At 71.9% G+C, this 22,878-nt stretch carries 16 protein-coding genes; 6 read left to right on the top strand and 10 right to left on the bottom strand.

Going from position 1 to position 22,878, the window contains the following annotated elements; translation table 11 throughout:
• The first annotated feature begins 14 nt into the window (after window positions 1-14).
• On the top strand, window positions 15-5,369 hold the full coding sequence (gene pulA / locus ACZ6C1_RS32650) for a pullulanase-type alpha-1,6-glucosidase (protein ID WP_469246074.1): 5,355 nt from the start codon (window positions 15-17) through the stop codon (window positions 5,367-5,369).
• A 98-nt stretch (window positions 5,370-5,467) separates the two neighbouring features.
• Window positions 5,468-5,818: a 5-carboxymethyl-2-hydroxymuconate Delta-isomerase gene (locus ACZ6C1_RS32645; RefSeq protein ID WP_469245973.1), complete on the top strand. Its 351-nt coding sequence runs from the start codon at window positions 5,468-5,470 to the stop codon at window positions 5,816-5,818.
• A 7-nt stretch (window positions 5,819-5,825) separates the two neighbouring features.
• Here the strand turns inward: ACZ6C1_RS32645 and ACZ6C1_RS32640 are convergent, their stop codons facing one another.
• Window positions 5,826-6,548 (bottom strand): TetR/AcrR family transcriptional regulator, encoded by a 723-nt coding sequence (locus ACZ6C1_RS32640; RefSeq protein WP_469245971.1) that lies wholly within the window; start codon window positions 6,546-6,548, stop codon window positions 5,826-5,828.
• 73 nt (window positions 6,549-6,621) lie between these two features.
• Here ACZ6C1_RS32640 and ACZ6C1_RS32635 point away from each other — a divergent pair, with 73 nt between their 5' ends.
• The gene (locus ACZ6C1_RS32635) at window positions 6,622-6,915 is read left to right on the top strand and encodes a hypothetical protein (protein ID WP_469245969.1); all 294 of its coding nucleotides are present in this window, start codon (window positions 6,622-6,624) and stop codon (window positions 6,913-6,915) included.
• Here ACZ6C1_RS32635 and ACZ6C1_RS32630 read toward each other — a convergent pair whose 3' ends face one another.
• From ACZ6C1_RS32630 to ACZ6C1_RS32615, 4 genes are all read right to left on the bottom strand, one after another.
• Window positions 6,916-7,968 carry a PDR/VanB family oxidoreductase gene (locus ACZ6C1_RS32630; protein WP_469245967.1) on the bottom strand — a complete coding sequence of 351 codons (1,053 nt, stop codon included), beginning with the start codon at window positions 7,966-7,968 and terminating at the stop codon, window positions 6,916-6,918.
• Window positions 7,969-7,971: 3 nt separating this feature from the next.
• Window positions 7,972-8,856: a metal-dependent hydrolase gene (locus tag ACZ6C1_RS32625; protein WP_469245965.1), complete on the bottom strand. Its 885-nt coding sequence runs from the start codon at window positions 8,854-8,856 to the stop codon at window positions 7,972-7,974.
• 67 nt (window positions 8,857-8,923) lie between these two features.
• Window positions 8,924-10,855, bottom strand: coding sequence for a hypothetical protein (locus ACZ6C1_RS32620; RefSeq protein WP_469246072.1), 1,932 nt, complete (start codon window positions 10,853-10,855; stop codon window positions 8,924-8,926).
• Between the two features lie 21 nt (window positions 10,856-10,876).
• Entirely contained in the window at window positions 10,877-13,951 is a 3,075-nt protein-coding gene (locus ACZ6C1_RS32615) for an alpha-N-acetylglucosaminidase (RefSeq protein ID WP_469245963.1), read from the bottom strand.
• Between the two features lie 105 nt (window positions 13,952-14,056).
• On the opposite strand from ACZ6C1_RS32615, the gene ACZ6C1_RS32610 reads away from it, so the two are divergent.
• Window positions 14,057-14,548 (top strand): hypothetical protein, encoded by a 492-nt coding sequence (locus tag ACZ6C1_RS32610; RefSeq protein ID WP_469245961.1) that lies wholly within the window; start codon window positions 14,057-14,059, stop codon window positions 14,546-14,548.
• 82 nt (window positions 14,549-14,630) lie between these two features.
• On the opposite strand, the gene ACZ6C1_RS32605 is transcribed toward ACZ6C1_RS32610, so the two are convergent.
• Together ACZ6C1_RS32605 and ACZ6C1_RS32600 are read right to left on the bottom strand one after the other, a co-directional pair.
• Window positions 14,631-16,211: a DUF1996 domain-containing protein gene (locus ACZ6C1_RS32605; RefSeq protein ID WP_469245960.1), complete on the bottom strand. Its 1,581-nt coding sequence runs from the start codon at window positions 16,209-16,211 to the stop codon at window positions 14,631-14,633.
• Window positions 16,212-16,377: 166 nt separating this feature from the next.
• Window positions 16,378-17,361 carry an NAD-dependent epimerase/dehydratase family protein gene (locus tag ACZ6C1_RS32600; RefSeq protein WP_469245959.1) on the bottom strand — a complete coding sequence of 328 codons (984 nt, stop codon included), beginning with the start codon at window positions 17,359-17,361 and terminating at the stop codon, window positions 16,378-16,380.
• Window positions 17,362-17,555: 194 nt separating this feature from the next.
• Between ACZ6C1_RS32600 and ACZ6C1_RS32595 the strand changes: the two genes are divergently transcribed.
• Window positions 17,556-18,188 carry a hypothetical protein gene (locus ACZ6C1_RS32595; RefSeq protein WP_469245958.1) on the top strand — a complete coding sequence of 211 codons (633 nt, stop codon included), beginning with the start codon at window positions 17,556-17,558 and terminating at the stop codon, window positions 18,186-18,188.
• 55 nt (window positions 18,189-18,243) lie between these two features.
• Window positions 18,244-19,737: a PepSY-associated TM helix domain-containing protein gene (locus ACZ6C1_RS32590; protein WP_469245957.1), complete on the top strand. Its 1,494-nt coding sequence runs from the start codon at window positions 18,244-18,246 to the stop codon at window positions 19,735-19,737.
• A gap of 4 nt (window positions 19,738-19,741) precedes the next feature.
• On the opposite strand, the gene ACZ6C1_RS32585 is transcribed toward ACZ6C1_RS32590, so the two are convergent.
• From ACZ6C1_RS32585 to glnII, 3 genes are all read right to left on the bottom strand, one after another.
• A complete protein-coding gene (locus tag ACZ6C1_RS32585; protein WP_469245956.1) occupies window positions 19,742-20,326 on the bottom strand; it encodes a winged helix-turn-helix domain-containing protein in 585 nt (194 codons plus the stop codon).
• 295 nt (window positions 20,327-20,621) lie between these two features.
• Window positions 20,622-21,533: a DUF6891 domain-containing protein gene (locus ACZ6C1_RS32580; protein ID WP_469245955.1), complete on the bottom strand. Its 912-nt coding sequence runs from the start codon at window positions 21,531-21,533 to the stop codon at window positions 20,622-20,624.
• A gap of 101 nt (window positions 21,534-21,634) precedes the next feature.
• Window positions 21,635-22,672 carry a glutamine synthetase gene (glnII, locus tag ACZ6C1_RS32575; RefSeq protein ID WP_469245954.1) on the bottom strand — a complete coding sequence of 346 codons (1,038 nt, stop codon included), beginning with the start codon at window positions 22,670-22,672 and terminating at the stop codon, window positions 21,635-21,637.
• Window positions 22,673-22,878 lie beyond the last annotated feature (206 nt).

Here is a 22,878-nt window from a genome sequence, read left to right as displayed (position 1 = left end):
TACGCCCCCGATCCCTGCCGCGCGTCCAGCGCGCCTCGCGCGTCACGCGCAGAACGGCGGCCGCCCTCGCGGCGGCGACGGTCGCGGCCCTCGTTCCGGCCCTGCCGGCGACCGCCGCGCCCACGCCCCCCGCCCCGCCGTCCGACAAGGCACTCGCGGGTGAGCCCGCCCGGCACGACCTGACCCGCGAGCAGTTCTACTTCGTGCTGCCCGACCGGTTCGCCAACGGCGACCCGGGCAACGACCGCGGCGGACTGACCGGGACCCGCCTCACCACCGGCTACGACCCCACCGACAAGGGGTTCTACCAGGGCGGCGACCTCAAGGGGCTCACCGAGAAGCTCGACTACATCAAGGGCCTCGGCACCACCGCCATCTGGATGGCGCCGATCTTCAAGAACCAGCCCGTCCAGGGCGAGGGCAAGGACGCCTCGGCCGGCTACCACGGCTACTGGATCACCGACTTCACCCAGGTGGACCCCCACTTCGGCACCAACGCCGACCTCGAGAAGCTCATCGACAAGGCCCACGCCAAGGGCATGAAGGTCTTCTTCGACGTCATCACCAACCACACCGCCGACGTCGTCGACTACAAGGAGAAGTCCTACAACTACCTCTCCAAGGGCGCCTTCCCCTACCTCACCAAGGACGGCGTCCCCTTCGACGACGCCGACTACGCCGACGGCACCAAGCCGTTCCCGAAGACCGACCGCGACTCCTTCCCGCGCACCCCGGTCGTCCCGGACGCCAAGAAGAACCTCAAGGTTCCCTCCTGGCTCAACGACCCCACGATGTACCACAACCGGGGCGACTCGACCTTCGCCGGAGAGTCCTCCACGCAGGGCGACTTCGCCGGCCTGGACGACCTGTGGACCGAGCGTCCCGAGGTCGTCGACGGCATGGAGAAGATCTACCAGCGCTGGGTGCGCGACTTCGACATCGACGGCTTCCGCATCGACACCGTCAAGCACGTCAACGCGGAGTTCTGGACCCAGTGGGCCACCGCCCTCGACGCGTACGCCGCGAAGCGCGGCCGGGACGACTTCTTCATGTTCGGTGAGGTGTACTCCGCCGACCCGTCCGTCACCGCCCCGTACGTCACCCAGGGCAGGCTCGACGCCACCCTGGACTTCCCCTTCCAGGACGCCGCCCGCCGGTACGCCTCCCAGGGCGGTCCCGCCACCAAGCTCTCCGAGCTGTTCGCCCAGGACTACCGCTACACCACCGACAAGGCCAACGCCTACGAGTCGGTGCCCTTCCTCGGCAACCACGACATGGGCCGCTTCGGCACCTTCCTGAAGCAGGACAACGCCCAGGCCGGCGACGAGGAACTCCTCAAGCGCTACCGGCTCGCCAACGAGCTGATGTTCCTCAGCCGAGGCAACCCGGTCGTCTACTACGGCGACGAGCAGGGCTACACCGGTGCCGGCGGCGACAAGGACGCCCGCCAGACCCTGTTCGCGTCGAAGACCGCCGACTACCTCGACGACGACCAGCTCGGCACCGACCGCACGCACGCCACCGCCGCGTACGACCCCGGGCATCCGCTCTACCGCTCCATCGCCGCCCTCTCCCGGCTCACCAAGGCCCACCCCGCCCTCCGTGACGGCATCCAGACCGAGCGGCACGCCGACACCGGCCAGGGCGTGTACGCCTTCTCCCGCACGGACGCCAAGGCGCGCACCGAGTACGTCGTCGCCGTCAACAACGCCACCGCCCCCAAGACCGTGGAGCTGACCACCGACTCCCCGGACACCGCGTTCCGCTACCTGTACGGCGGCACCGGCACCGTCACGACCGGCGGCGACAAGCTGAAGCTGACCGTGCCCGCCCTGTCCTCCGTGGTCCTCAGGGCCGGCAAGCCCGTCCCGGCTCCGGCCACCGCCCCCACTCTCACGCTCAAGGCCCCGGCCGCCGGCGCCACCGGCACCGTCGAGGTCACCGCGGACGTCGACGGCGGCAGCCTGAACCGCGTCGTCTTCGCCGCCCAGACCGGCAACGGGAAGTGGCAGACCCTCGGTTCGGCCGACCACGCCCCGTACAAGGTCACCCACACCGTCACCGCCCCCGAGGGAACGGCCCTGCGCTACAAGGCCGTCGTCATCGACAGCACCGGCCGCACCGCCAGTGCCCTCGCCGCCACCACCGCCGGGCAGGCACCGAAGCCGGGCAAGCCCAGCGCCGTCGACCGCGACTACGCCGTCATCCACTACCAGCGCCCCGACGGCGACTACGACGGCTGGCAGCTCAGGACGGGGTCCACCACCGCCGCCTTCACCGGCCGTGACGCCTACGGCGCCTTCGCCTGGGTCAAGGTCGAGGACGGCGCCACGTCCGTCCCGTACACCGTCGAGAAGAACGGCACCGCCGACGGCCCCCAGCGCACCCTCGACCTCGCCGCCACCGGCGAGGTGTGGATCAAGCAGGGCTCCGACGCCCAGCAGAACAAGGCACCCGACGGCGCCTACCCGCCGCAGGACCAGGGCAAGGCCGTCATCCACTACCACCGCCCCGACGGCGCGTACGACGGCTGGGGCCTGCACACCTGGACCGGCGCCGCCACCCCCACCGACTGGTCCAAGCCGCTCCAGCCCGTGAAGAAGGACGCCTTCGGCCTCACCTTCGAAGTACCGCTCGCCGCCGGAGCCACGTCCCTCTCCTACATCGTCCACAAGGGCGACGAGAAGGACATCCCCGCCGACCGGTCCCTCGACTTCGGCACGTACGGCAAGGAGATCTGGCTCCTCACCGGAGACACCGGCTATCTGCTGCCCACCACCGGCGCCGCACCCGCCCTCGACCTCACCAAGGCCGAGGCCCAGTGGATCGACGCCGACACCGTCGTCTGGAAGACGAAGGCCACCCCCGGCACCAGCACCCAGCTCGTGTACGACAGGGCCGGCTCCATCACCGCCCCCGGTGGCGCCCTCTCCGACGAGGGCCGCTGGCTGCGCCTGAACCCGGGCACGCTCACCGACGCGCAGAAGGCGAAGTACCCGCACCTCAAGGACTACCCGGCCTTCAGCCTCGACCCGCGCGACCGCGACGGGGTGCGTGAGGCCCTGCGCGGTCAGCTGATCGCCACCCACCGCGCCGCCAACGGCGCCCTGCTCGCCGCCACCGGCGTCCAGATCCCGGGCGTCCTCGACGACCTGTATGGCACCAAGGCCCGGCAGAAGGCGCTCGGCCCGTTCTTCCGCGACGGCACGCCCACCCTCTCCCTCTGGGCGCCCACCGCCCAGAGCGTCGCCCTCGACCTCGACGGCCGGCGCGTGGCGATGAAGCGTGACGCGACGACCGGCATCTGGTCGGTCACCGGCAACAAGAGCTGGAAGAACAAGCCGTACCGGTACGTGGTGAAGGTCTGGGCGCCCACCGTCCAGAAGGTCGTCACCAACAAGGTCACCGACCCCTACTCCACCGCCCTCACCGCCGACTCCGCCCGCAGCCTGGTCACCGACCTCACCGACCCGAAGCTCGCCCCCAAGGGCTGGACCTCCCTGAAGAAGCCGGCCGCCACCCCGCTGCGGGACGCGCAGATCCAGGAACTGCACGTCCGCGACTTCTCGATCGCGGACCGCACCTCCAAGCACCCGGGCGGCTACCTCGCCTTCACCGACACCACGTCGGACGGCATGAAGCACCTGAAGAAGCTGGCCGGCAGCGGCACCTCGTACGTGCACCTGCTGCCCGTCTTCGACATCGGCACCATCCCCGAGAAGAAGTCCGCTCAGGCCACCCCCGACTGCGACCTGAAGGCGTACGCCCCCGACTCCGACGAGCAGCAGGCGTGCGTGTCCAAGGCCGCCGCCAAGGACGCGTTCAACTGGGGCTACGACCCGCTGCACTACACCGTCCCCGAAGGCTCCTACGCCTCCGACCCGGACGGCACGCGCCGCACGGTCGAGTTCCGGCAGATGGTCCAGGGTCTCAACGGGGCCGGGCTGCGCACCGTCATGGACGTGGTCTACAACCACACCGTGGCGAGCGGCCAGGCCGACAAGTCGGTCCTCGACAAGATCGTCCCCGGCTACTACCAGCGCCTGCTGCCCGACGGCACCGTCGCCACCTCCACCTGCTGCGCCAACACCGCGCCCGAGAACACCATGATGGGCAAGCTCGTCGTCGACTCGGTCGTCACCTGGGCGAAGGAGTACAAGGTCGACGGCTTCCGCTTCGACCTCATGGGCCACCACCCCAAGGCCAACATGCTGGAGGTCAGGAAGGCCCTCGACGCGCTGACCGTCGAGAAGGACGGCGTCGACGGCAAGAAGATCATCCTGTACGGCGAGGGCTGGAACTTCGGCGAGATCGCCGACGACGCCCGCTTCGTCCAGGCCACCCAGAAGAACATGGCCGGCACCGGCATCGCGACCTTCTCCGACCGGGCCCGTGACGCCGTGCGCGGCGGCGGCCCCTTCGACGCCGACCCCGGCGTCCAGGGCTTCGCCTCCGGCCTGTTCACCGACCCCAACACCTCGAAGGCGAACGGCACCCCCGCCGAGCAGAAGGCCCGCCTCCTGCACTACCAGGACCTGATCAAGGTCGGGCTGTCCGGCAACCTCGCCTCCTACGCGTTCACCGACACCTCGGGGAAGAAGGTCAAGGGCTCCGAAGTCGACTACAACGGCGCCCCCGCCGGCTACGCCGCCGCCCCCGGCGACGCCCTCGCCTACGCGGACGCCCACGACAACGAGACCCTGTACGACGCGCTCGCCTTCAAGCTCCCGGCGGCGACGTCCCCCGACGACCGGGCCAGGATGCAGGTCCTCGCCATGGCGACCGCCGCGCTCTCCCAGGGCCCGGCGCTCTCCCAGGCGGGCAGCGACCTGCTGCGCTCCAAGTCGCTGGACCGCAACTCCTACGACAGCGGCGACTGGTTCAACGTCCTCAACTGGGACTGCCGGGCCGGCAACGGCTTCGGGCGCGGCCTGCCGCCGGCGGCCGACAACAAGGACAAGTGGTCCTTCGGCAAGCCGCTGCTGACCTCCCCGTCCCTCACGGTCGGCTGCCCGCAGATCACCGGCGCCTCCGCCGCCTACCGGGACCTGCTGAAGCTCCGTACGACGGAGAAGGCCTTCAGCCTTTCCACGGCCGACGAGGTCCAGGCCGCGCTGTCCTTCCCGCTCTCCGGCAAGGACGAGACACCCGGTGTGATCACCATGCGCCTCGGTGACCTGGTCGTGGTCTTCAACGCCACGCCCGAGGAGCAGACGCAGACCGTCGCCGCCCTGTCCGGCACGGACCACGCCCTCCACCCGGTCCAGGCGAACGGCTCCGACACCACGGTGAAGGCGTCCTCGTACGAGGCGGCCACCGGTACCTTCACGGTCCCGGCCCGCACGGTGGCGGTGTTCACCCAGCGGTAGGAACGACGGGCGGGGCGCCACGGTTCGGACACCTGTGCCGGACCGGGGCGCCCCGCTCTATGGTGACCGGGACAGCCGTACCACCAGGAGCCGTACCCATGCCGCAGATCACCGTCGACTACTCCGCCTCCCTCGACGAGGACTTCGACCGCCAGGGCTTCGCACGGGCCCTGCACCCCCTCGTCGTCGAGACGGTCGCCGCCCGCCTCGCGGCCTGCAAGACGCGCACGCGCCGCGTGGAGGACACCGTGATCGGCGACGGCACGGCCGACGACGCCCTGGTCCACGTCGGCATCGACCTGCTGGCCGGGCGCGGCGACGAGGCCAAGGCGCGGCTCACGGAGGCCGTCGTCGCGCTCGTACCGCGGCACATCACGCCCGCCGAGGGCCGGGTGCTGCACGTCTCGGCCGAGGTGCGCGACCTCGACCCCTCCTACCGCGCGGGCTGACGCCGCCCTAGACGGGGGTCTGCGCCGTCACGGCCGGGACCTTGGGCAGCAGCGTGCCCAGCCGGTCGACCAGCTCGCCGAACGGCCCGTCGACCGGCTCGTCGGCGAGCATGTGCAGGAGCAGCGCGGCCATCTCGTCGTCGTACGCCGCGCTCACCGCGGCCAGCGCCGCGAAGTCGTGCACCAGCTGCAACTCCAGCTCCGCCCGCGGTATTCGGCGCCCCTCCAGCCACAGCAGCGCCGTCGACTCGGCGAGCGACACCCAGGACCGGACGACCAGCTCCAGACGGGCCGAGGGCTCCGTGACTCCGAGGTGGGCGAGGATCTGCTCGTACGCGGCCTGCCGCACCTCGTCGATCATCGCGTTCGTCGTCGTGGAGCCGACCGCCGGACCGCCGCGCATCAGTGCCGAGAACCCCGGCCCGTGCCCTTCCACGAAGTCGAAGAACCGCCTCATCACCCGCAGCAGCCGCGCCCCCAGCGGGCCTTGGCGCGGCTCCACGAACCGGCCGGCCAACTCGTCCGCCGCGCGCCGCAGCGCCGCCTCGTACAGGCTCTGCTTTCCCGGGAAGTAGTGGTAGACCAGCGGCCGGGAGATGCCCGCGGCGGCAGCGATCTCGTCGATCGACACCTCGTCGGGGGAGCGGTGGCTGAACAGCTCCAGCGCCACCCCGATCAGCTGCTGCCTGCGCTCCTCGACGCCCATCCTGCGTCGCGCCCCGGTCGTCATGCGAACAGCCTAACGTTCGCCACCGACCGCCCTTCGAACAGTGGCCGATACACGATTCGCTACGCTGCCGAACATGAGCATCTCCGACCCCGAGACCCCGGCACCGCGCACCGGCCTCACGCCGCGCCAGGCCCGGCGCCTGCGGATCGCCGCGGCATCCGTCCTGCTGGTGGCGATGGCGGTCGTCCTGGTGCTCCGACTGGCCAGCCGTACCTCCGTGCTCGTGGTCGGCGTCTACGGACTGGCCATGATCCTGTGCGGCGTCGTCATCGAACTCAGCCGCAACGGCCGCACCCGCCTGGGCACCTGGATCCTCGGCGCCGGCCTCCTCGCCGCCCTGGCCGCCGACTGGCTGCTGCTGCCGTAGCTACAGGTCCAGCACCAGCCGCTCGCCACGGCAGCGCGAGACACAGATCAGCATCGTGTCGTGCCGCTCGTCGTCCGTCAGCAGGTCGTCCCGGTGGTCGACCTCGCCCTCCACCACCCGCTGTTGGCACGTTCCGCAGAAGCCCTGCTCGCACGAGTACGACACATGCGGCACCTCGGCGCGGACGGCCGCCAGCACCGACTGGTCCGCCGCCACCGTGACCGTCCGCCCGGACCGCCGCAGCTCCACCTCGAACGCGCGGCCGGGGACGGAGGCCGCCGGTGTGAAGCGTTCCAGGCGCAACCGCGCTCCTTCCGGCAGCCGCTCCGCCACTGCGTCCATCAACCCGTCCGGACCGCAGCAGTAGACGGCCGCCTCCTCGGTGACGTCGGCGAGGAAGGCGAGGTCCGGCAGACCGGCCTCGTCCTCCGGGACGACCGTGACGTCGCCGCTCAGCTTCTCCACCTCGTCCAGGAAAGGCATCGTCGCCCGGCTGCGCCCGCAGTACAGCAGCCGCCAGTGCGCGCCAGCCGCCCGCACCGCGCGCACCATCGGCAGCACCGGCGTGATCCCGATGCCACCCGCGACGAAGACGTACGCGGGGGAGTCCACGAGCGGGAACCGGTTCCGCGGCCCCCGGATCTCGACCTCCGTGCCCTCGTGGAGCTGTTCGTGCACCTCGCGCGAGCCGCCGCGCCCGTCCTCGACGAGCCGCGCCGCGACGGTGTAGGTGTCGGTCTCCGCCGGGTCGCCGCACAGCGAGTACTGCCGTACCAGCCCCGACGGCAGGACGAGGTCCAGGTGGGCGCCCGGCTCCCAGGACGGCAGCCCCGTGCCCTCCAGCCGCAGCCGGACGACCCCCTCGGCGGGGGTGGACCGCTCGGTGACCAGGACGAGGCGCCGGGCCGTGGACGAACGGCGGCCCTGCCCGGATATCGGCTCCTCCAGGGCCGGCAGCGGCCACAGCGGGGCGGCCCGGATGCGGCGGCGCACGGCACGCCTCACCAGCAGGGCCGCTCCCGCGGCGAGGACGACGGTACGCGCGCGTGGCATGGGTCAGTGACCTCCGTCGGCGGCCGGGGACGAGGCGAGGTAGGCGACCGCCTGGGCCGTACTGCCCTCCTGGGAGGGGTGGTAGGTCCGGCTCAGATAGCGGGGGATGGACCGCAGCATGTCCGGTGTCGACGGCAGCACTCCCTGCCGGCCACGGCTGACGAAGTCCTTCACCGAAGCCTTGCCGTGCGGCAGCGACGGGTCGTTCTCCATGAAGAACCGGGCCCCGCGCTGCCACAGGAACACCAGCGCCGAGAACGCCGTCGCCCAGGTCCGTACCCGCCGCCGGTAACCGCCGTCCACGTGCATGAACAGCTCGAAGGCGACCGACCGGTGCTCGACCTCCTCCGCGCCGTGCCAGCGCAGCAGGTCCAGCATCATCGGATCGGCGCCGCGCCGGTCCAGCTCCTCGGCGTTCAGGACCCAGTCGCCCAGGAACGCCGTGTAGTGCTCGATCGCCGCGATCAGCGCGACCCGTTCCATCAGCCACCACCGGCCGGCCCTGCCGGGCGGCAGCGTCCTGTCGCCGAGGAGCTTCTCGAAGAGCCAGTCGACCTGCGCGGTGTACGGAGTCGGGTCGAGCCCGAGCCTCTTCAGATGGGGCAGTACGTCGTCGTGGGCCTGGGAGTGCATCGCCTCCTGGCCGATGAATCCGATGACGTCCTCGCGCAGCCGGTCGTCACGGATGTACGGCAGCACCTGCCGGTAGACGTGGACGAACCAGCGCTCCCCGGCCGGCAGCAGCAGGTGGAGCACATTGATGGTGTGAGTGGTGAACGGGTCGCCGGGAACCCAGTGGAGCGGGGTCTCCTCCCAGTCGAAGGAGACCTTCCGGGCCTTCAGCTCGATCCGCTCCGAGCCCATGGCCGCCGGCCGCGTATTAGACATGGCGTCAATGTACTGACGGGTACGCGGTCGGCAACAGGGTCGTGCACCCGGATGTTCGGCACGGGCACTACCGCAGGGACGTGATTCCGGTGCCGTCCTCCAGCCGCCCGGTCAGCTCGACCTGCTTGCCCGGCTTGCCCGGCAGCTCCACCGCGAGGAGCCGGCCGTCGTCCGTCCCGCCCGTCGCCCCGCCCGACACGGCGACCGACGTCACCCCCGGGCTCCCGGCCGCCAGCATGTACCACTGCCCGCCCGACGCCTGCCACAGCGCACCGGCCAGTACCCGCGGCTCCCGCGTCCCGCACGCCGGCGATCCCTCCGCCTTCGCCACCACCGCACCCGCCCGCGCGGGCGGCGCCTGGAACTGCGCCAGGACCGTGCCACCCGTACCGCGCCAGGTGTCCGCGCGTGTGCACAGCCACGTGGCCGTACCGGCGGCGCTCGGCAGGTCCTGCTCGGCGAACCGCCAGGAGTTGACCGACCGGACACCCTTGGAACGGACCATCGGCAACAGGCACGCGGTCCGCGCCCACTCCGCCCGGGCCGTGACGCCCGCCTCCGCCGGATCGGCCGGCGCCGACGGCGGGCCCGACGTCAGCCGGGCCGGGGCGAGCTCGCCGAGATCGGTCAGCGTCCGGGTCGACGTGCCGTCACGCACCTCCAGCACCTCCCACTCCCGGCACTGGCTCGGCGCCACCGGGCTGAGCAGCGCATGTGTGACCCCGTGCGCGTCCCGCTCCACCGGACGCGCACCGGCCATCGGCTGGACCAGGTCCCGCGCCGACACCTCCCGTACCCACGGCGCCGTCAGATACCGCACATTGGCGTGCGTACGCCCCACCACCAGGGCGAGCGCCGACGCCGCGTCCGCGCCGTCCGTCCGGGCGAAGTCCAGCGCCGCACCCTCCGTGCCGTCCTTCGGCTCCGCGTACCGCACCGCCCGCAAACCGTCGTGGAACAGCACCACCCGCGCCTGGTCCACCTCCCCGGCGAACAAGAGCTGCGGCGGGCCCATCGGCGGCCCCGGCGGGGTCCCCGGCGTCGCCGAGGCCTGCACCGTGGCACCCGGCCGCGCCCACACCGCCAGCGCCCGCCGCAGCAGCGCCCGGTCGTCGACCAGACCGCCCCGCGCGGGCCACACCGAGAAGTCCAACCGCGCCGAGCGCTGCCAGGCGGCCGGGGCGACGCGCCGCAGATTGCCCGGGTCCAGAGCCGCCTCCGACACCGGATTGCGCGCGTACGACGGGGCGGCCGCCCCGTCCGGACCCCAGCCGTCACCCGGCAGCCCGAGCAGCGCCCCGCACACCACGGCGGCCGCGAGCGCCGCCAGCGCCGCCTTGCCGTGCTGGCGCCGCCGCATCAGGTCCGTGGGGCGGGCCTGCAACGAACACGGGTCGAACTCGGGCGACTCCAGCAGCCCGTGGAGCACCTCCACCCGGTCCGCCTCGGCCAGCGCCGCCTTCGGGTCCTCGACCCCGGCGGCCGCCAGCACCCGCCGCACCTCGGCGTCTCCCTGCCGCTCCAGGCCCCGCAGCACATAGGCGGCCCGGCCCGGCCCGGACAGCGCCGTGAGCCGCTGGTCCAGCGCCAGTTCGTCGGCGCCGCCCGCGCGGGGGAACAGCCTGAGCCCCCACACCTGGGGCAGCAGCGGCGGGAGCTGCGCCCGCTTGGGCCACGCCTTCCGCCTCAGCGGCAGCCCCGCCTCCAGGGCCTGGCGCAGCACCCGGACGCGTACGAACGCGTACCCCGGGTCGACCGCGTCCTCCGGCCGCCGCTGCCCCGGCATCCCGCCGTCGTCGCCCGACGTGCGGCGGCGCGGCAGGGAGCGCTGCACCACCGAATGCGCGGTCAGCACGCGGCGGTTGCGGCCGAGGGACGGCGGCAGCACCAGATAGGCGATCCGTACGAGCCGCGGGTAGTGCTCGACGAGAGCCGCCTCGGCCTGCTCGACGTCGACGGGGGAGGAGGTGGCGAGTTCCTGGGTGCTCACGTTCAGCAGAACGAGCGAATCCGGGGATGGTCACCTGCCGGCCGTGTCCCCCCAGCCGGTCACGCCGCTGAACACGGCCGTCCCGCGCGTCCCGCCGCCACCGTGCATGGCCGTCATGAACAGCCCCGCGTCCTGCGCGGCCGCCGCGCCCGGAACCCGGACCGTGGCGACCGTACGCCAGGTGGCGCCCCCGTCCGTCGAGCAGGAACCGGTGAAACCGCCCCCCGCGCGGGACAGGCGCAGCAGAACCGGCGCCGTGGGGCCGGCGATCCGTCGGTACGTGTCCAGGGTGCCGTCGCCCGTCGAGTCGTACGACAGGACCACGCCATTGAGCGGGGTCACCGCCAGATTGAGGAATCCGGGCGCTCCGGGCGTGGCCAGGGAGTTTCGTACGACGATCCCGGCGCGCGCCCAGGGGCCCGTCGCGTCCTGCGCGTCGATGCGTACGGTCAGGGTGTCGCCGTCCTTCAGAGCACCGCCCTTGTACAGGGTGCCGAATTCGGCGGTCGCCTTCCACAAGTCCTGTCCGCCGCCGTTGATGGCGTACCGGTCCCCGGTCTGGCCGAAGACGGCTCCGTTGTTGGTGTAGGTACGCCATGCCGGGTCCAGGGCCCCGGCCACGTACAGGTCGCCCCGGTGGACGCTGGTGACCGGGGCCTCGCCCCGGGGGCCGTAGGTGGCGCGCAGCTCGTAGGGGACGGGCTCGACGGGGGAGGTCAGAGGACCGGCGGGGGAGGAGATCCCCCAGGAGACGGTGCCCGTACCGGCCGCCGGGACGGACGGGAGGCTCAGCGGCGGCTGGTCGCCGAAGCCGATGAGGGCGAGGCTCACGGGGCCGGTGGGGCGCAGCCCGTTGACGTTCCGGAAGGTGGCGGTGACCTCGGCGGCGGCGCCCGGCGGGAGGGCATCGGGGGTGCTGGAGACGGTGACGGCGCCCTGGAAGGGGGCGCGGGCGAGCGTCTCGTACACGCGCCGGGCGGTCCGGTACGGGTCGTGCGACGGCCGCAGCGGGTACGTCTTCGTCTCGTGCGTCCAGGGTTCCTCGATCGCGTACCAGTCGAAGGCCTTGGGCGCGCGGTGCTGCGCCAGGGCGTCCTCCAGCTCGTCGAGGTACATCCGCCACTGGGGGAGGTGGAAGTCGGCGATCAGGCCGGACCAGTCGCGGTTGGCGTAGTTGGCGAGCCGGCCGGCGTCGGCCGTGGGGCGGTCGGCCCAGGTGGTGACGAGGACGCGGGCGGTGCGCTCCAGTCCCTCGCGCCGGGCGTCCGCGAGCCAGGGGCCGAGGAGGAAGGCGTGGTGGGAGCCCGTCATGTCGTCGCTCAGCCGCATCAGCCTCAGCCACAGCCGGGACAGGGCACGGAACGTGTCCAGGTCCTCGGCGGTGAACGCGGTCCTGAGCTGGCCGATGAGCTGCCAGGAACGGTTGGCGAGGACCTGGCGGCCCAGGTCGGTGAGGTCGTGACGGTAGGCGTCGGAGCGGCGCAGCGGTTCCCGTACGCCGAGCAGCGCGGCGAACGCCTTGTCGAAGAGGGCGGGGTCGAAGGCGGGTGAATGGGTGGCGTAGTGGGTGCCGGAATGGGCGGTGAGGGCGGGCCGCGCGGCGAAGACGGAGTCGTGGGGGCGGCCGTCGCGGCTGGTGATCCGGTACGCGGTGTCGCGGAGGACCGCGAAGGCCTCACGCGCGTGTGCGTCCCGGCCGCCGTAGCGCAGGTCGGCGTACTCCTCGAACCAGCGGGTCCGGTCCACGGGCTCGCGCCGCCAGGCCAGTTCCGAGAACAGCTCCAGCGCGGCCGGGTCGCGTTCGGCGGCCTCCGGCATGTAGGCCGTCCCGGCGAGGGCGGAGCCGGGCTTGTCGCGCCAGGCGGTGAAGCGGTCGGTCCACATGTGGGTCTTGGCGCCGATGGTGGTCCGGCCGCCGAAGTTGGGGATGGTGCCGAAGGCGTACGGGGCACCACCCCAGTCCTTCTCGCGGTCGGTGACCGTCTCCAGGTCGGACAGCCCGTCGACGATCAGGAGGCGGGCCTTGTCGAGCGCGTCGAGCAGGTCGCGGCGCGGGTTGGCCTGCCAGCCGAGGATGACCCAGGTGGCGCCGGGGCGCTCCCTGCGGAGGGCCGCCTCCACCGCGCGGGCGGCCTCGGCGACGGGCACGTCCCCGGCCGAACCGCCTTCGTGGAGCAGGTCCATCTTGAAGTGCCGCACGTCGCCGAAGAGGTCGGCCTGGTGGCGGTAGAAGGACGCCGCGACGCGGGCGAAGGCCTCGGTGCGCGGGTCGAGCCAGTCGGGGCGCCTCAGGCCCGCCCAGGTTCCCTGCGGGATCGTGCGGGCGCCGGGATTGCGGTCGGCGAAGCCGTCGGGGACGGTGCCGAACCAGCCCGGCAGGACGGGGTGCATACCGAGCTCCCGCAGCCGGTCGGTGACGCGACGGGCGAGCGCGGCACGGCGCGCGATCAGGCCGGGGTCGAGCGGGCCGCCGTACGCGCTCATGTTCTGCAGCAGCCACCAGGGCTGGTGGGAGGGCGCCGGCAGCCAGGCGCGGGCCTCGGCGTCGGAGTAGCCGAAGTCCTGCAGCAGCCGGTGGTAGACGGCTTCCTGTCCGGCGGTGACGAGGACCTCGTTGCACCCGTGCAGGGCCAGGACGTCGATCAGCCGCTCCCAGCGCGCCCAGTCGGCGTAGGGGGCGGTGTAGCCGTCGTGCGTGTCGTTGAACGCGAACCGGTGCGGGACGGTGGCCTCGTGGGCGAGCGGCTCCCGGGGTGCGGGCAGGCGCGCCGGGAGGCCGAGCTGGGTGCCGGACCAGGAGATGTGCGCCCCGCACACGTACTTCAGGTACCAGTGGACGCCCGTGAGGGCCGTGGCGGGGCCGGTCGCGGCGACCGTGACGCGGCCGGTGGATCCGGTGACGCGGAAGCGGTCCCGTGCGCCTCTGAGGTGCCTCAGCTCGAACTGGTCCGCGTGACCGGGCAGCAGCCGCCTCAGGGCGTCACGGGCCGGTCCCATGCGGTCCTCCTCGGCGAGGGCGGGCGTCTGCGCCGCTCCGGCGAGCGTGGCGCCCACGCCGATGGCGCCGGCCGTCCCCAGCAGGGTTCGTCTCGACAGGTCGGTCACGGGCGTGCTCCTCCACGATGCTGACGGAACATCAGGTGGCGTACGTGTCGCACGTTACTCGGCGTTCGTCCCCGGAACAGGGGTGCGAACCGGCACGATGGCGAGATGCGTACGGAACGAACTCGTTTGGCGTTGGTGACGGCCGCCCTGGTGGCCCTGGCTCTGCCCGCCGCGGCGGCGTGCGGCGCGGGCGGGGACGAACCCGACGCCGCACCGAAGACCGCGACGGGCTCCCTGGAGGAGCTGGCGGCGAAAGTCACCTGCAAGCCGAACATCCAGACGGATGCGAAGGAAATCCGCCAGGCCAACTGCGAGACGAAGGACGGCAAGTACGTGCTCGCCACCTTCGCCACCGACCGCGGCCAGCGCGAATGGATCAACGAGGCGAACGACTACGGCGGCGCGTACCTGGTCGGCCGCAAGTGGGTGGCCGTCGGCGAGGAGAAGGTGGTGACCGCGCTGCGCGACCGGCTCGGCGGCGCGGTGGAGACCGGCGCGTCACACCACTCTGGCGGTAGCGGTGGCAGCGGTGGTCACGGGGGCGGCGAAGGGGACCACTCGGAGCACTCGGGAGACCCGGCCCACCACGGGGGCTGACCACGCAGGAACGAGGGGCCGGACCACCACCCGGTGGTCCGGCCCCTCATCGGTTGCCGGTCAGGATCTGGTCAGGACCCGGTCAGGCGCATCGGCGTCCGTCGTTGATGCAGCTCACCATCTGCTGCATCAGCCGGTTGTTGAAGACGTTGATGAAGTCGCCGTGGTCGGTGATCGGCTTGTGAAGCTGCTCCGGGAACGAGTCCACCGCGAACACGGACCCCTGCGGAACGTCGTAGACGATCCGCTGGACGAGCTGCGGAATCGCCTGGAAGCCATTCGGGCAGGCGCCGTTCTGGTCGGCGAAGGCGACATGGGTGCGGTGATTCGCACTGTCGGTGTTCTGGCCGTCCCAGCAGCTCTGGAACTTGAACGTCCGTACGACCTGGCTGCCCTGCGGGCAGATCGGGTACTTGTCCTTCAGCTGCCGGTCCTCGAAACCGGTGCAGCTCCAGGACGCATTGGCGTTCGCGTCACCATTGGTGAACGCCTTCGCGTCACCGGTGATGATGCGGAGGAACTTCGGCATGGCCGTCACGCGCGATACCGGGCTGCCGACGAAATTCATCGTGACCTGGCTGGGCGTGAGGATCTCACCGACGTTCTTGTCCTTGCCGCCGCCGTCCGCGTTGGCGTCGTTCTCGTTCTGGCCGTTCTGCAGACGCAATACCGGCCAGAAGTAGGTGGACTTGTCGCCCTGGTTCCGGCAGGTGGTCTGCCCATTGGCGAGATCGTCGTCACTGGCGAAGGCGTCATTGGCCTGGTTGCCCACGTAGTCGTGCATGTGGTGGGCGCCGTTGCTCACACCGGGCGCGACGATGACGTTGTCCGGGTTGAACTTGCCGTTCTCGTTCCGGCCGCAGTCGGTGACGAAACTGCCGCGCGAGGCGCCGTTCTGATTGCGCGGGTTACGGACGTTGGGCTGGACGTTCTGGATGTCGACGAAGTCGGACGCCACGGGCCCGTTGCCCGCCTGGCCCTGTCCCTGACCCTGGTCGCCCTGGCCCTGGCCCTGGTCCTGGCCCTGGTCCTGTCCTTGGTCCTGACCGTCTCCGTTCTGGCCGTCTCCGTTCTGGCCGTCCTGGTTCTGGCCGTCCTGGTCCTGGCCGTCCCCGTTCTGGCCGTCGCCGTTCTGATCGCCGCCGTCCTGGCCGTCGCCGTTCTCGTCCTTCACCTGGTTGGCGTCGTCCGCGCGCAGTGAGCACGGCGCCAGGCCTTCCAGACCATTCGGGCGCTGCCCGTTCCGGTCAATGGCGATCACGATCCGGCCGATAGCAGCAACCCGTTTGTCCTTCAACGGATTGAGAATGGCATTCTGAGCAAAGGCCGGGTCCTGCTCGATCTGTTCCTTCTGATCGGCGAACCGCTGGTACGCCTCGGTGATCTGGGAATCCATCTTCGCCAGTTCCCGGTCCACTTCGGCGCGTGCCTGGTCGGGCACCTCGGAAAGGCCGTTGACGACTTCGGGGCAATCGATGGTCGACATCTGCTGTCCGGCGTTCAAAGGCTTCTGCTGCTGCTGTGACCCGGACCAGCCCGACCAGCCTTCGCCGGCCGATGCGTAGACGTTGGCCGCAATCAACCCGCCGCCGCCCAGTATCAGGGCAGCCGAGGCGGCGATCGCCCGGTTGGCCAGTGTCGAGCGTTTTCTTGTGCGTCGCATGGAACTCCAATCCTGGGCGGGGTGAACCGCTCCGTTCCATACGGGCGTGATCCGGGGCTCGTTCAGCAGACCCTTGATTTCGTAGCATGCTACGTCCGCAAAGCGGGCGAACCGCTATTCCTCGCCCCGGCCGCGATGTGCCGGAACCACTCCGGTGCGAGTGACGTCAGCCGAGCACCTTCGCCTCCTGCTCCGGCGTGACGCCCAGCCGCGGCCGGTCCACCCGCTGCGGTGCCGCCCCGCCCAGCCCGCGCAGCCACGCCCAGGTGTCCTCGACCGTCTCGGCCGCCGAGCGGCACCGCAGCCCGGCCGCCAACGCCCGGGACACATCAGCCGTGTGCATCGCGTCGTACAGCTCACCGCGCGGAGTCCAGACCGGCAGCCCCGTCCAGGGCTCGATGCCCGCGCCGAGGATCGCTTCCGGCTCCGTCCACCGCAGGTCCGCGTCCGAGCCGGTGGCACGGACACAGGCGTCGAGCAACGCGCCCATGGTGGTGTGCCCGGGCGGGCTCACCAGGTTGTACGGGCCGGACAGCCCCGCCTCCGCCGCGTCGAGCAGCCACTCGGCCATGTCGCGGACGTCGATGTACTGCAGCGGCAGGTCACGCGGACCGGGGGCGAGCACCGGGCCGCCGCGGGCGATCCGGTTCAGCCACCAGGGCAGGCGGCCGACGTTCTCCCACGGGCCGATGATCAGCCCCGCGCGGCCCAGCAGGACACGTTCCTCGCCGAACGCGGCGAGCGCCGCCAGCTCCCCGCCCCGCTTGGCCTCCGCGTACGGCACGCCGGTGGCGTCCGGCGACGCCTCCACCAGGGGGCCGTCCTCCGCCAGCCCCGCCGCCGGCGGCCACGCGTAGACGCTGCGGCTGGAGACGTACACATACCGGCCGACCCGGTCGGCGAGCAGCCGCGCGGCGTCCCCCACCGCGGTGGGGTCCGAGGACCAGGTGTCGACGACCACGTCCCACCGGCCCGCGGCGAGCGCCGCGAGCCCGTCCGGCGCGGTGCGGTCGCCCAGCAGCGACACGACACCGGCCGGCGGCTCGTGGCGGCCACGGTGGAAGACCGTCACCTCCCAGCCGCGGGCGAGCGCGGCCGTCACGACGGCGCGTCCGGCGAACTCCGTACCACCCAGCATCAGTAGTTTCATGATCCGACCCTCCCTCGCCCGGCACCTCTCCGAACAGCGGTTCTGCTCCCAGGAGAACGGCCGGTCTCCCGTCCCCGTCGTCGAGGTGGCAGCATGTGGCCACGATGACGAACGTCCGGTCGCCCTTGCGCACCCTGCGCGCCGCGCTTTTCGCGGCGGTTTGCGTGACATTGGCTGCGATGGGGCATTCGTCCATGTCTGCGCATGGTGTTCCGCCTGGTTCGCTACTCGTGGCCTTCGGCGTCACCAGTGGCCTGGCCTGGCTCGCGGCGGGCCGCCGCCGAGGGACCGCTTTCATCGGTACGGGACTCCTCGCCGTGCAGGGCGTGCTGCACCTGACGTTCATGGGCGGCGGCGGTCACCACGGCCACACGCCGGTGCCGGGCACGGCCCCGGAGCCGATGCCGATGCCGATGCCGGGCATGGCACACGGGACCACCATGACGGCCGGACCGGGCGGTTCGGCCGGGTCGGTCGGGTCGGGCGGGTCCGGCGGTGTGGCCGACCTTCTCGCGGGGATCACCGGTGGCGCCTCCGCCGGCATGGTCGCCGTCCACCTGCTGGCCGCCGCCGTCTGCGCGCTGTGGCTGGCCCGTGGCGAAGCCGCCTTCTTCCGCCTCGCCCTCGCCGTCGCCGCCCTCGCCTTCACCCCGCTGCGGCTGCTGCTCGCCCTCGTACGCCTGCCCGACGCCCCGCGCGCGCCACGCCCCCGGCCCGGTGACGTCCGCCGCCACCACGGCCGTGTCCTCACGCACACCCTCTCGCGGCGCGGCCCGCCCGCGTTCCCCGTACCCCACGCCACGGTCCCCGGAGCGGCGCACGTCTGACCCGGGGGCTGCTTCCCCCTGCAGACATGCAGCAACACCGACTCCTAGGACAGTCATGGCCATTGACGACCGCACGACGGCCGGAACAGCCGAGAACACCCCCGCGGAAAGCACCCCCGCGGAAACCACCCCCGCGAAAGTCACTCCCGCGGAAAGCACTCCCGCCGGAACCGGATCGACGTGGAGCGCCCTGCGGCCCCTCCTCCTCCGCGTCCACTTCTACGCGGGCCTCCTGATAGCCCCGCTCCTCCTGATCGCCGCGACCAGCGGACTGCTGTACGCCCTCTCCTTCCAGGCGGAGAAGGTCCTCTACCGCCATGAACTCCAGGTCCCGGTCGGCGACCGGGTCCTGCCGCTCTCCGAGCAGGTCGACGCGGCCCGCAAGGCCCACCCCGACGGCACGGTGACCGCCGTCTGGCCCTCCCCGGAGGACGGTGCCACCACCCGCGTACTCATGAGCAGCCCGACCGTCGAGGAAGGCAAGTCCCTCGCCGTCTTCGTCGACCCGTACACCGCCGAGGTACGGGGCGACCTGCCCAGCTATGGCAGTTCGGGCGCCCTCCCGCTGCGCACCTGGCTCTCGGAGTTCCACGCGAACCTCCAGCTCGGCGAGACCGGCCGCAACTACAGCGAGATGGCCGCCAGCTGGATGTGGGTCGTCGCCCTCGGCGGCGTGGCGCTGTGGATCGGCCGCAGGCGCACCGCCAAGCGCGCCCTGATCCTCCCCGAGCGCGGCCCCAAGTCCCGCCGCCGCACCCTCTCCTGGCACGGGTCGGTCGGCCTGTGGGCCGTGACGGGCCTCGTCATCCTCTCCGCCACCGGCCTGACCTGGTCCCGGTACGCGGGCGAGAACATCGACGCCGTACAGTCCCAGCTCGGCGGCGCCACCCCCACCGTCTCCGCCACCCTCGACGGGGCGGCCGCCGGTGGTGACACCGGACACGAGGGCCACGGCGCGGGTCACGAGACCGCACCGGCCCCCAAGGGCCCGGACGTCGGCATCGACAAGGCGGTCGCGGCCGCCCACGACGCCGGAGTGACCGGCAGGATCGCCGTCACCCTCCCGGCCGAGGGCAAGGGCTACGTCGTCAAGGAGACCGACACCCGGTTCCCCGTCCACCTGGACTCGGTGGCGGTCGACCCGGCCGACGGCACGGTCATCGACGAACTGCGGTTCGCCGACTACCCCGTCCTCGCCAAGCTGACCCGCTTCGGTATCGACGCCCACATGGGTGTCCTCTTCGGGCTCCCCAACCAGCTCGTGCTCGCCGCCCTCATGGTGGCGCTGATCCTCCTCGTCGTCTGGGGCTACCGGATGTGGTGGCTGCGCCGGCCCACCAAGGAGCGGAAGCTGAGCGTGGGCCGGCCCATGCCGCGTGGCGCCTGGCGCAAGGTGCCCGTGACGCTGCTCCTTCCGCTGGCCGCCGCGACGGCGCTGGTGGGCTGGTTCGTGCCCATGCTCGGCATCAGCCTGCTGGTGTTCCTGGCGGTGGACGTGGCCCTCGGCCTGGTGGCCCGGGCCAAGGCCCGGACCCGGACGGCCGCCTAGCGGTTCACGGCGCGTACGTGTAGCCGACCCGCCGCACGGTCCGGATCGTGTGGCGGTGCTCGGCCCCCAGCTTGCGCCGCAGCCGGGCGACATGGACGTCGACCGTCCGCCCGTCGCCCACGTGGCCGTACCCCCACACGGTGGTCACCAAGTGGTCGCGAGTGTGCACCCGGTGGGGGTGGGCCACCAGGTGCGACAGCAACTCGAACTCCAGATACGTGAGGTCCAGCGGCCGCCCGCCCACCTGGGCGGTGCGCCGGGCACCGTCGATCGTCACCGGCCCGCCGTCCGCAGCGGCCTCCGGGCCGGGCAGCTGCTGCTCCGCCGGTACGAGGACCAGGTAGCCGACCATCGGCGGCCGGCCCGGCAGCGAGGGGATGGTGTGCGGTGGCGCGGGCACCCACGTGGCGCCCGGCGGCAGGAACTCGGCGACGTCGACGCCGCCGGGAAGGCGGCCGGCGGCCTCGTCGAGTTCGTCGACGGCACGAAGGCGGTGCCGGCCCGGCGCCGGGGCCGGGGGAGCCGGAACCGTGTGGGCGGGCAGGGGGGAGACGGCGGAAACGGCGGAGAGGGTACGGGTGTTCGCCATGAGGTCAGCTCTTTCGCGCGAAGGGACGGGGAGTGCGTCACGTCATGCGCGTGGGCCGAAGGCCTGTTCGGGGCGGTCGAGGCGGAGTGCCGAGCGAGTGCCGAAAGGCGTTAGAGGGCCGACGCGTTCGTCGCGCGGCAACACACCCGGTCGAAATCGTGGTGCTGACGGGACGGCCAGAACGGCTGGAGGTCGCTGCGACCCGTCGCGGTGTCCTGAAGGCTGGCCATGCCACCATTGAAGCAGATGCCGACGCACGGCATCCGCCCTTCTCGGAACGCGGACCGGCACCGTCTCACGGCAGCCGCTTGCTCCACTCCAGCCCCGTCACGATGATCGCCCGCTCCGGGGAGCCGTTCCAGTCCACCGCCAACCCCTCCTCGCCGAGGGCCGCGACGACCTCCCGCCCGACGGCGGCCGTGGTCTCCGCGGAGCCGTCGAACCCGCCGTACAGGAGAAACAGCCCGTGCCCCGCCGCCGCGCCCTCGGTGCACTGGGTGTGGAAGTAGACGAACCCGCGTGACGCGTCGTCCGCCTCCTCGCCGATCTCCGCCGTACCGCACGTGCGGCAGCAGGTGAAGTGCTCCCGGGCCACGATGCCGCGTGCCTCGAGAGCGGCGAAGGCGCGGGATATCCGCTCCGGGTCCGTCGTCCCTTCCCAGGTGGCCTGCTCCTCCAGCCGCTCCCGCCACAGCCGGTCCACCAGCCGCCGCGCCTGGGCGGCGGACACCGGCCGCTCGTCCCCCCTGACCAGCCACCACTCGGCGGCCTCGGCGAGCTCCGCCCGGTTCGCGTACCCGCACACGAGCAGCTCCCGCACGTGGTCCTCCACCTCCGCGCGGGTCCCCGCGTCCAGCTCCGGCACCGGCTCGGGCACCGGCAGCCCGACGCCCTGCCAGGTCAGCCCGGTGTCCCAGCCGCTCTCCTGCCGGGCCCAGCGCACCATGACCTCGGCGACCCGCGCGGCGTCGGCCAGCTCCGCCATGAAGTGCCGCTCGGGCGCCCCGTCCCGGTACTCCAGCTGGTAGCCGCCGCCGTCCGCGTGCCACACCTGGATGAAGACGTCCGGCACGTCCGGTATCCGCTGGGCGACCACGAAGTGGTCCCCGTCCGCGCCGATGCGCCGCACGAGATCCCCGAGCCGCTCCGCCGGAAGGCGGGCGTACTCCTCGCCGTGCCTCTCCGTCTCCACCCTGATCGCAAGCATGGATCCACTGTGGCAGACACCACTGACAGTGACGGCCGGAGGGCGCCCACCGCGAACGGTGGGCGCCCTCCGGCCGTGGCACAGGGCGCGGGAGTGCGGGATCAGACCTGGCCGGCCTTCTCCAGAGCGGAGCAGCAGGTGTCCACCAGCAGGCGGGTCACCGTGTACGGGTCGACGTTGGCGTTGGGACGGCGGTCCTCGATGTAGCCCTTGCCGTCCTTCTCGACCTGCCACGGGATGCGGACCGAGGCACCGCGGTCCGAGACGCCGTAGCTGTACTCGTTCCACGGGGCGGTCTCGTGCAGACCGGTCAGGCGGTCGTCGATGCCGGCGCCGTAGTTCTTGACGTGGTCCATCGGCTTCGAGCCCTCGCCCAGTGCCTCGCACGCGGTGATGATCGCGTCGTAGCCCTCGCGCATCGCCTTCGTGGAGAAGTTGGTGTGCGCGCCGGCGCCGTTCCAGTCACCCTTGACCGGCTTGGGGTCCAGGGTGGCGGAGATGTCGAAGTCCTCGGCGGTGCGGTAGAGCAGCCAGCGGGCGACCCACAGCTGGTCCGAGACCTCCAGCGGCGCCAGCGGGCCGACCTGGAACTCCCACTGGCCGGGCATGACCTCGGCGTTGATGCCGGAGATGCCCAGGCCCGCCTTCAGGCAGTTCTCCAGGTGGGCTTCGACGACGTCACGGCCGAAGATCTCGTCCGAGCCCACACCGCAGTAGTAGCCGCCCTGCGCGGCCGGGAAGCCGCCCTCGGGGAAGCCGAGCGGGCGGGAGCCCTTGAAGAAGGTGTACTCCTGCTCGATGCCGAAGATCGGCTCCTGCGAGGCGAACCGCTCCGCGACCTCGGCCAGCGCGGCGCGCGTGTTGGACTCGTGCGGCGTCATGTCCGTGTTCAGGACCTCGCACAGGACGAGGATGTCGTCACCGCCGCGGATCGGGTCCGGGCAGGAGAAGACCGGCTTCAGCACACGGTCGGAGGCGTGCCCCTCGGCCTGGTTGGTGCTGGACCCGTCGAAGCCCCAGATGGGCAGATCGGCGACGCCGGTGGGGGCGGAGCCGACCAGTATCTTCGTCTTCGAGCGAAGCTTGGCGGTCGGCTCGGTGCCGTCGATCCAGATGTACTCAGCCTTGATGGTGGTCACGGGGGCCTCATCCTTTGCGGGTGCAGCGGTATGTCGCGCAGCTTCGCAATACGGGATTTCCCGACCGTTGCCCGTTTGTGAACCCCGTGTTACTCAGGTTTCCTGTGTTTCGCCCAGCCACTGTGCGAGCGCGGGACCGGCGCGCCGGAACGTGGGCCCGGAAGGTATGCAGGGTGCGTCCGGTGTGATGGTCGTACAGGGGGCAG

This window comes from Streptomyces sp. NPDC041796, from assembly GCF_055590785.1.
Note: the sequence above shows the minus strand (reverse complement) of the source record. Positions and strands in the feature narration are given on the sequence as shown.

Bases quoted from the DNA above. Each gene is read 5' to 3' on its own strand.
- ACZ6C1_RS32645 (WP_469245973.1), top strand. From the start codon at position 5,468: ATGCCGCAGATCACCGTCGACTACTCCGCCTCCCTCGACGAGGACTTC.
- ACZ6C1_RS32640 (WP_469245971.1), bottom strand. From the start codon at position 6,548: ATGACGACCGGGGCGCGACGCAGGATGGGCGTCGAGGAGCGCAGGCAG.
- ACZ6C1_RS32635 (WP_469245969.1), top strand. From the start codon at position 6,622: ATGAGCATCTCCGACCCCGAGACCCCGGCACCGCGCACCGGCCTCACG.
- ACZ6C1_RS32630 (WP_469245967.1), bottom strand. From the start codon at position 7,968: ATGCCACGCGCGCGTACCGTCGTCCTCGCCGCGGGAGCGGCCCTGCTG.
- ACZ6C1_RS32625 (WP_469245965.1), bottom strand. From the start codon at position 8,856: ATGTCTAATACGCGGCCGGCGGCCATGGGCTCGGAGCGGATCGAGCTG.
- ACZ6C1_RS32610 (WP_469245961.1), top strand. From the start codon at position 14,057: ATGCGTACGGAACGAACTCGTTTGGCGTTGGTGACGGCCGCCCTGGTG.
- ACZ6C1_RS32605 (WP_469245960.1), bottom strand. From the start codon at position 16,211: ATGCGACGCACAAGAAAACGCTCGACACTGGCCAACCGGGCGATCGCC.
- ACZ6C1_RS32600 (WP_469245959.1), bottom strand. From the start codon at position 17,361: ATGAAACTACTGATGCTGGGTGGTACGGAGTTCGCCGGACGCGCCGTC.
- ACZ6C1_RS32595 (WP_469245958.1), top strand. From the start codon at position 17,556: ATGTCTGCGCATGGTGTTCCGCCTGGTTCGCTACTCGTGGCCTTCGGC.
- ACZ6C1_RS32590 (WP_469245957.1), top strand. From the start codon at position 18,244: ATGGCCATTGACGACCGCACGACGGCCGGAACAGCCGAGAACACCCCC.
- ACZ6C1_RS32585 (WP_469245956.1), bottom strand. From the start codon at position 20,326: ATGGCGAACACCCGTACCCTCTCCGCCGTTTCCGCCGTCTCCCCCCTG.
- ACZ6C1_RS32580 (WP_469245955.1), bottom strand. From the start codon at position 21,533: ATGCTTGCGATCAGGGTGGAGACGGAGAGGCACGGCGAGGAGTACGCC.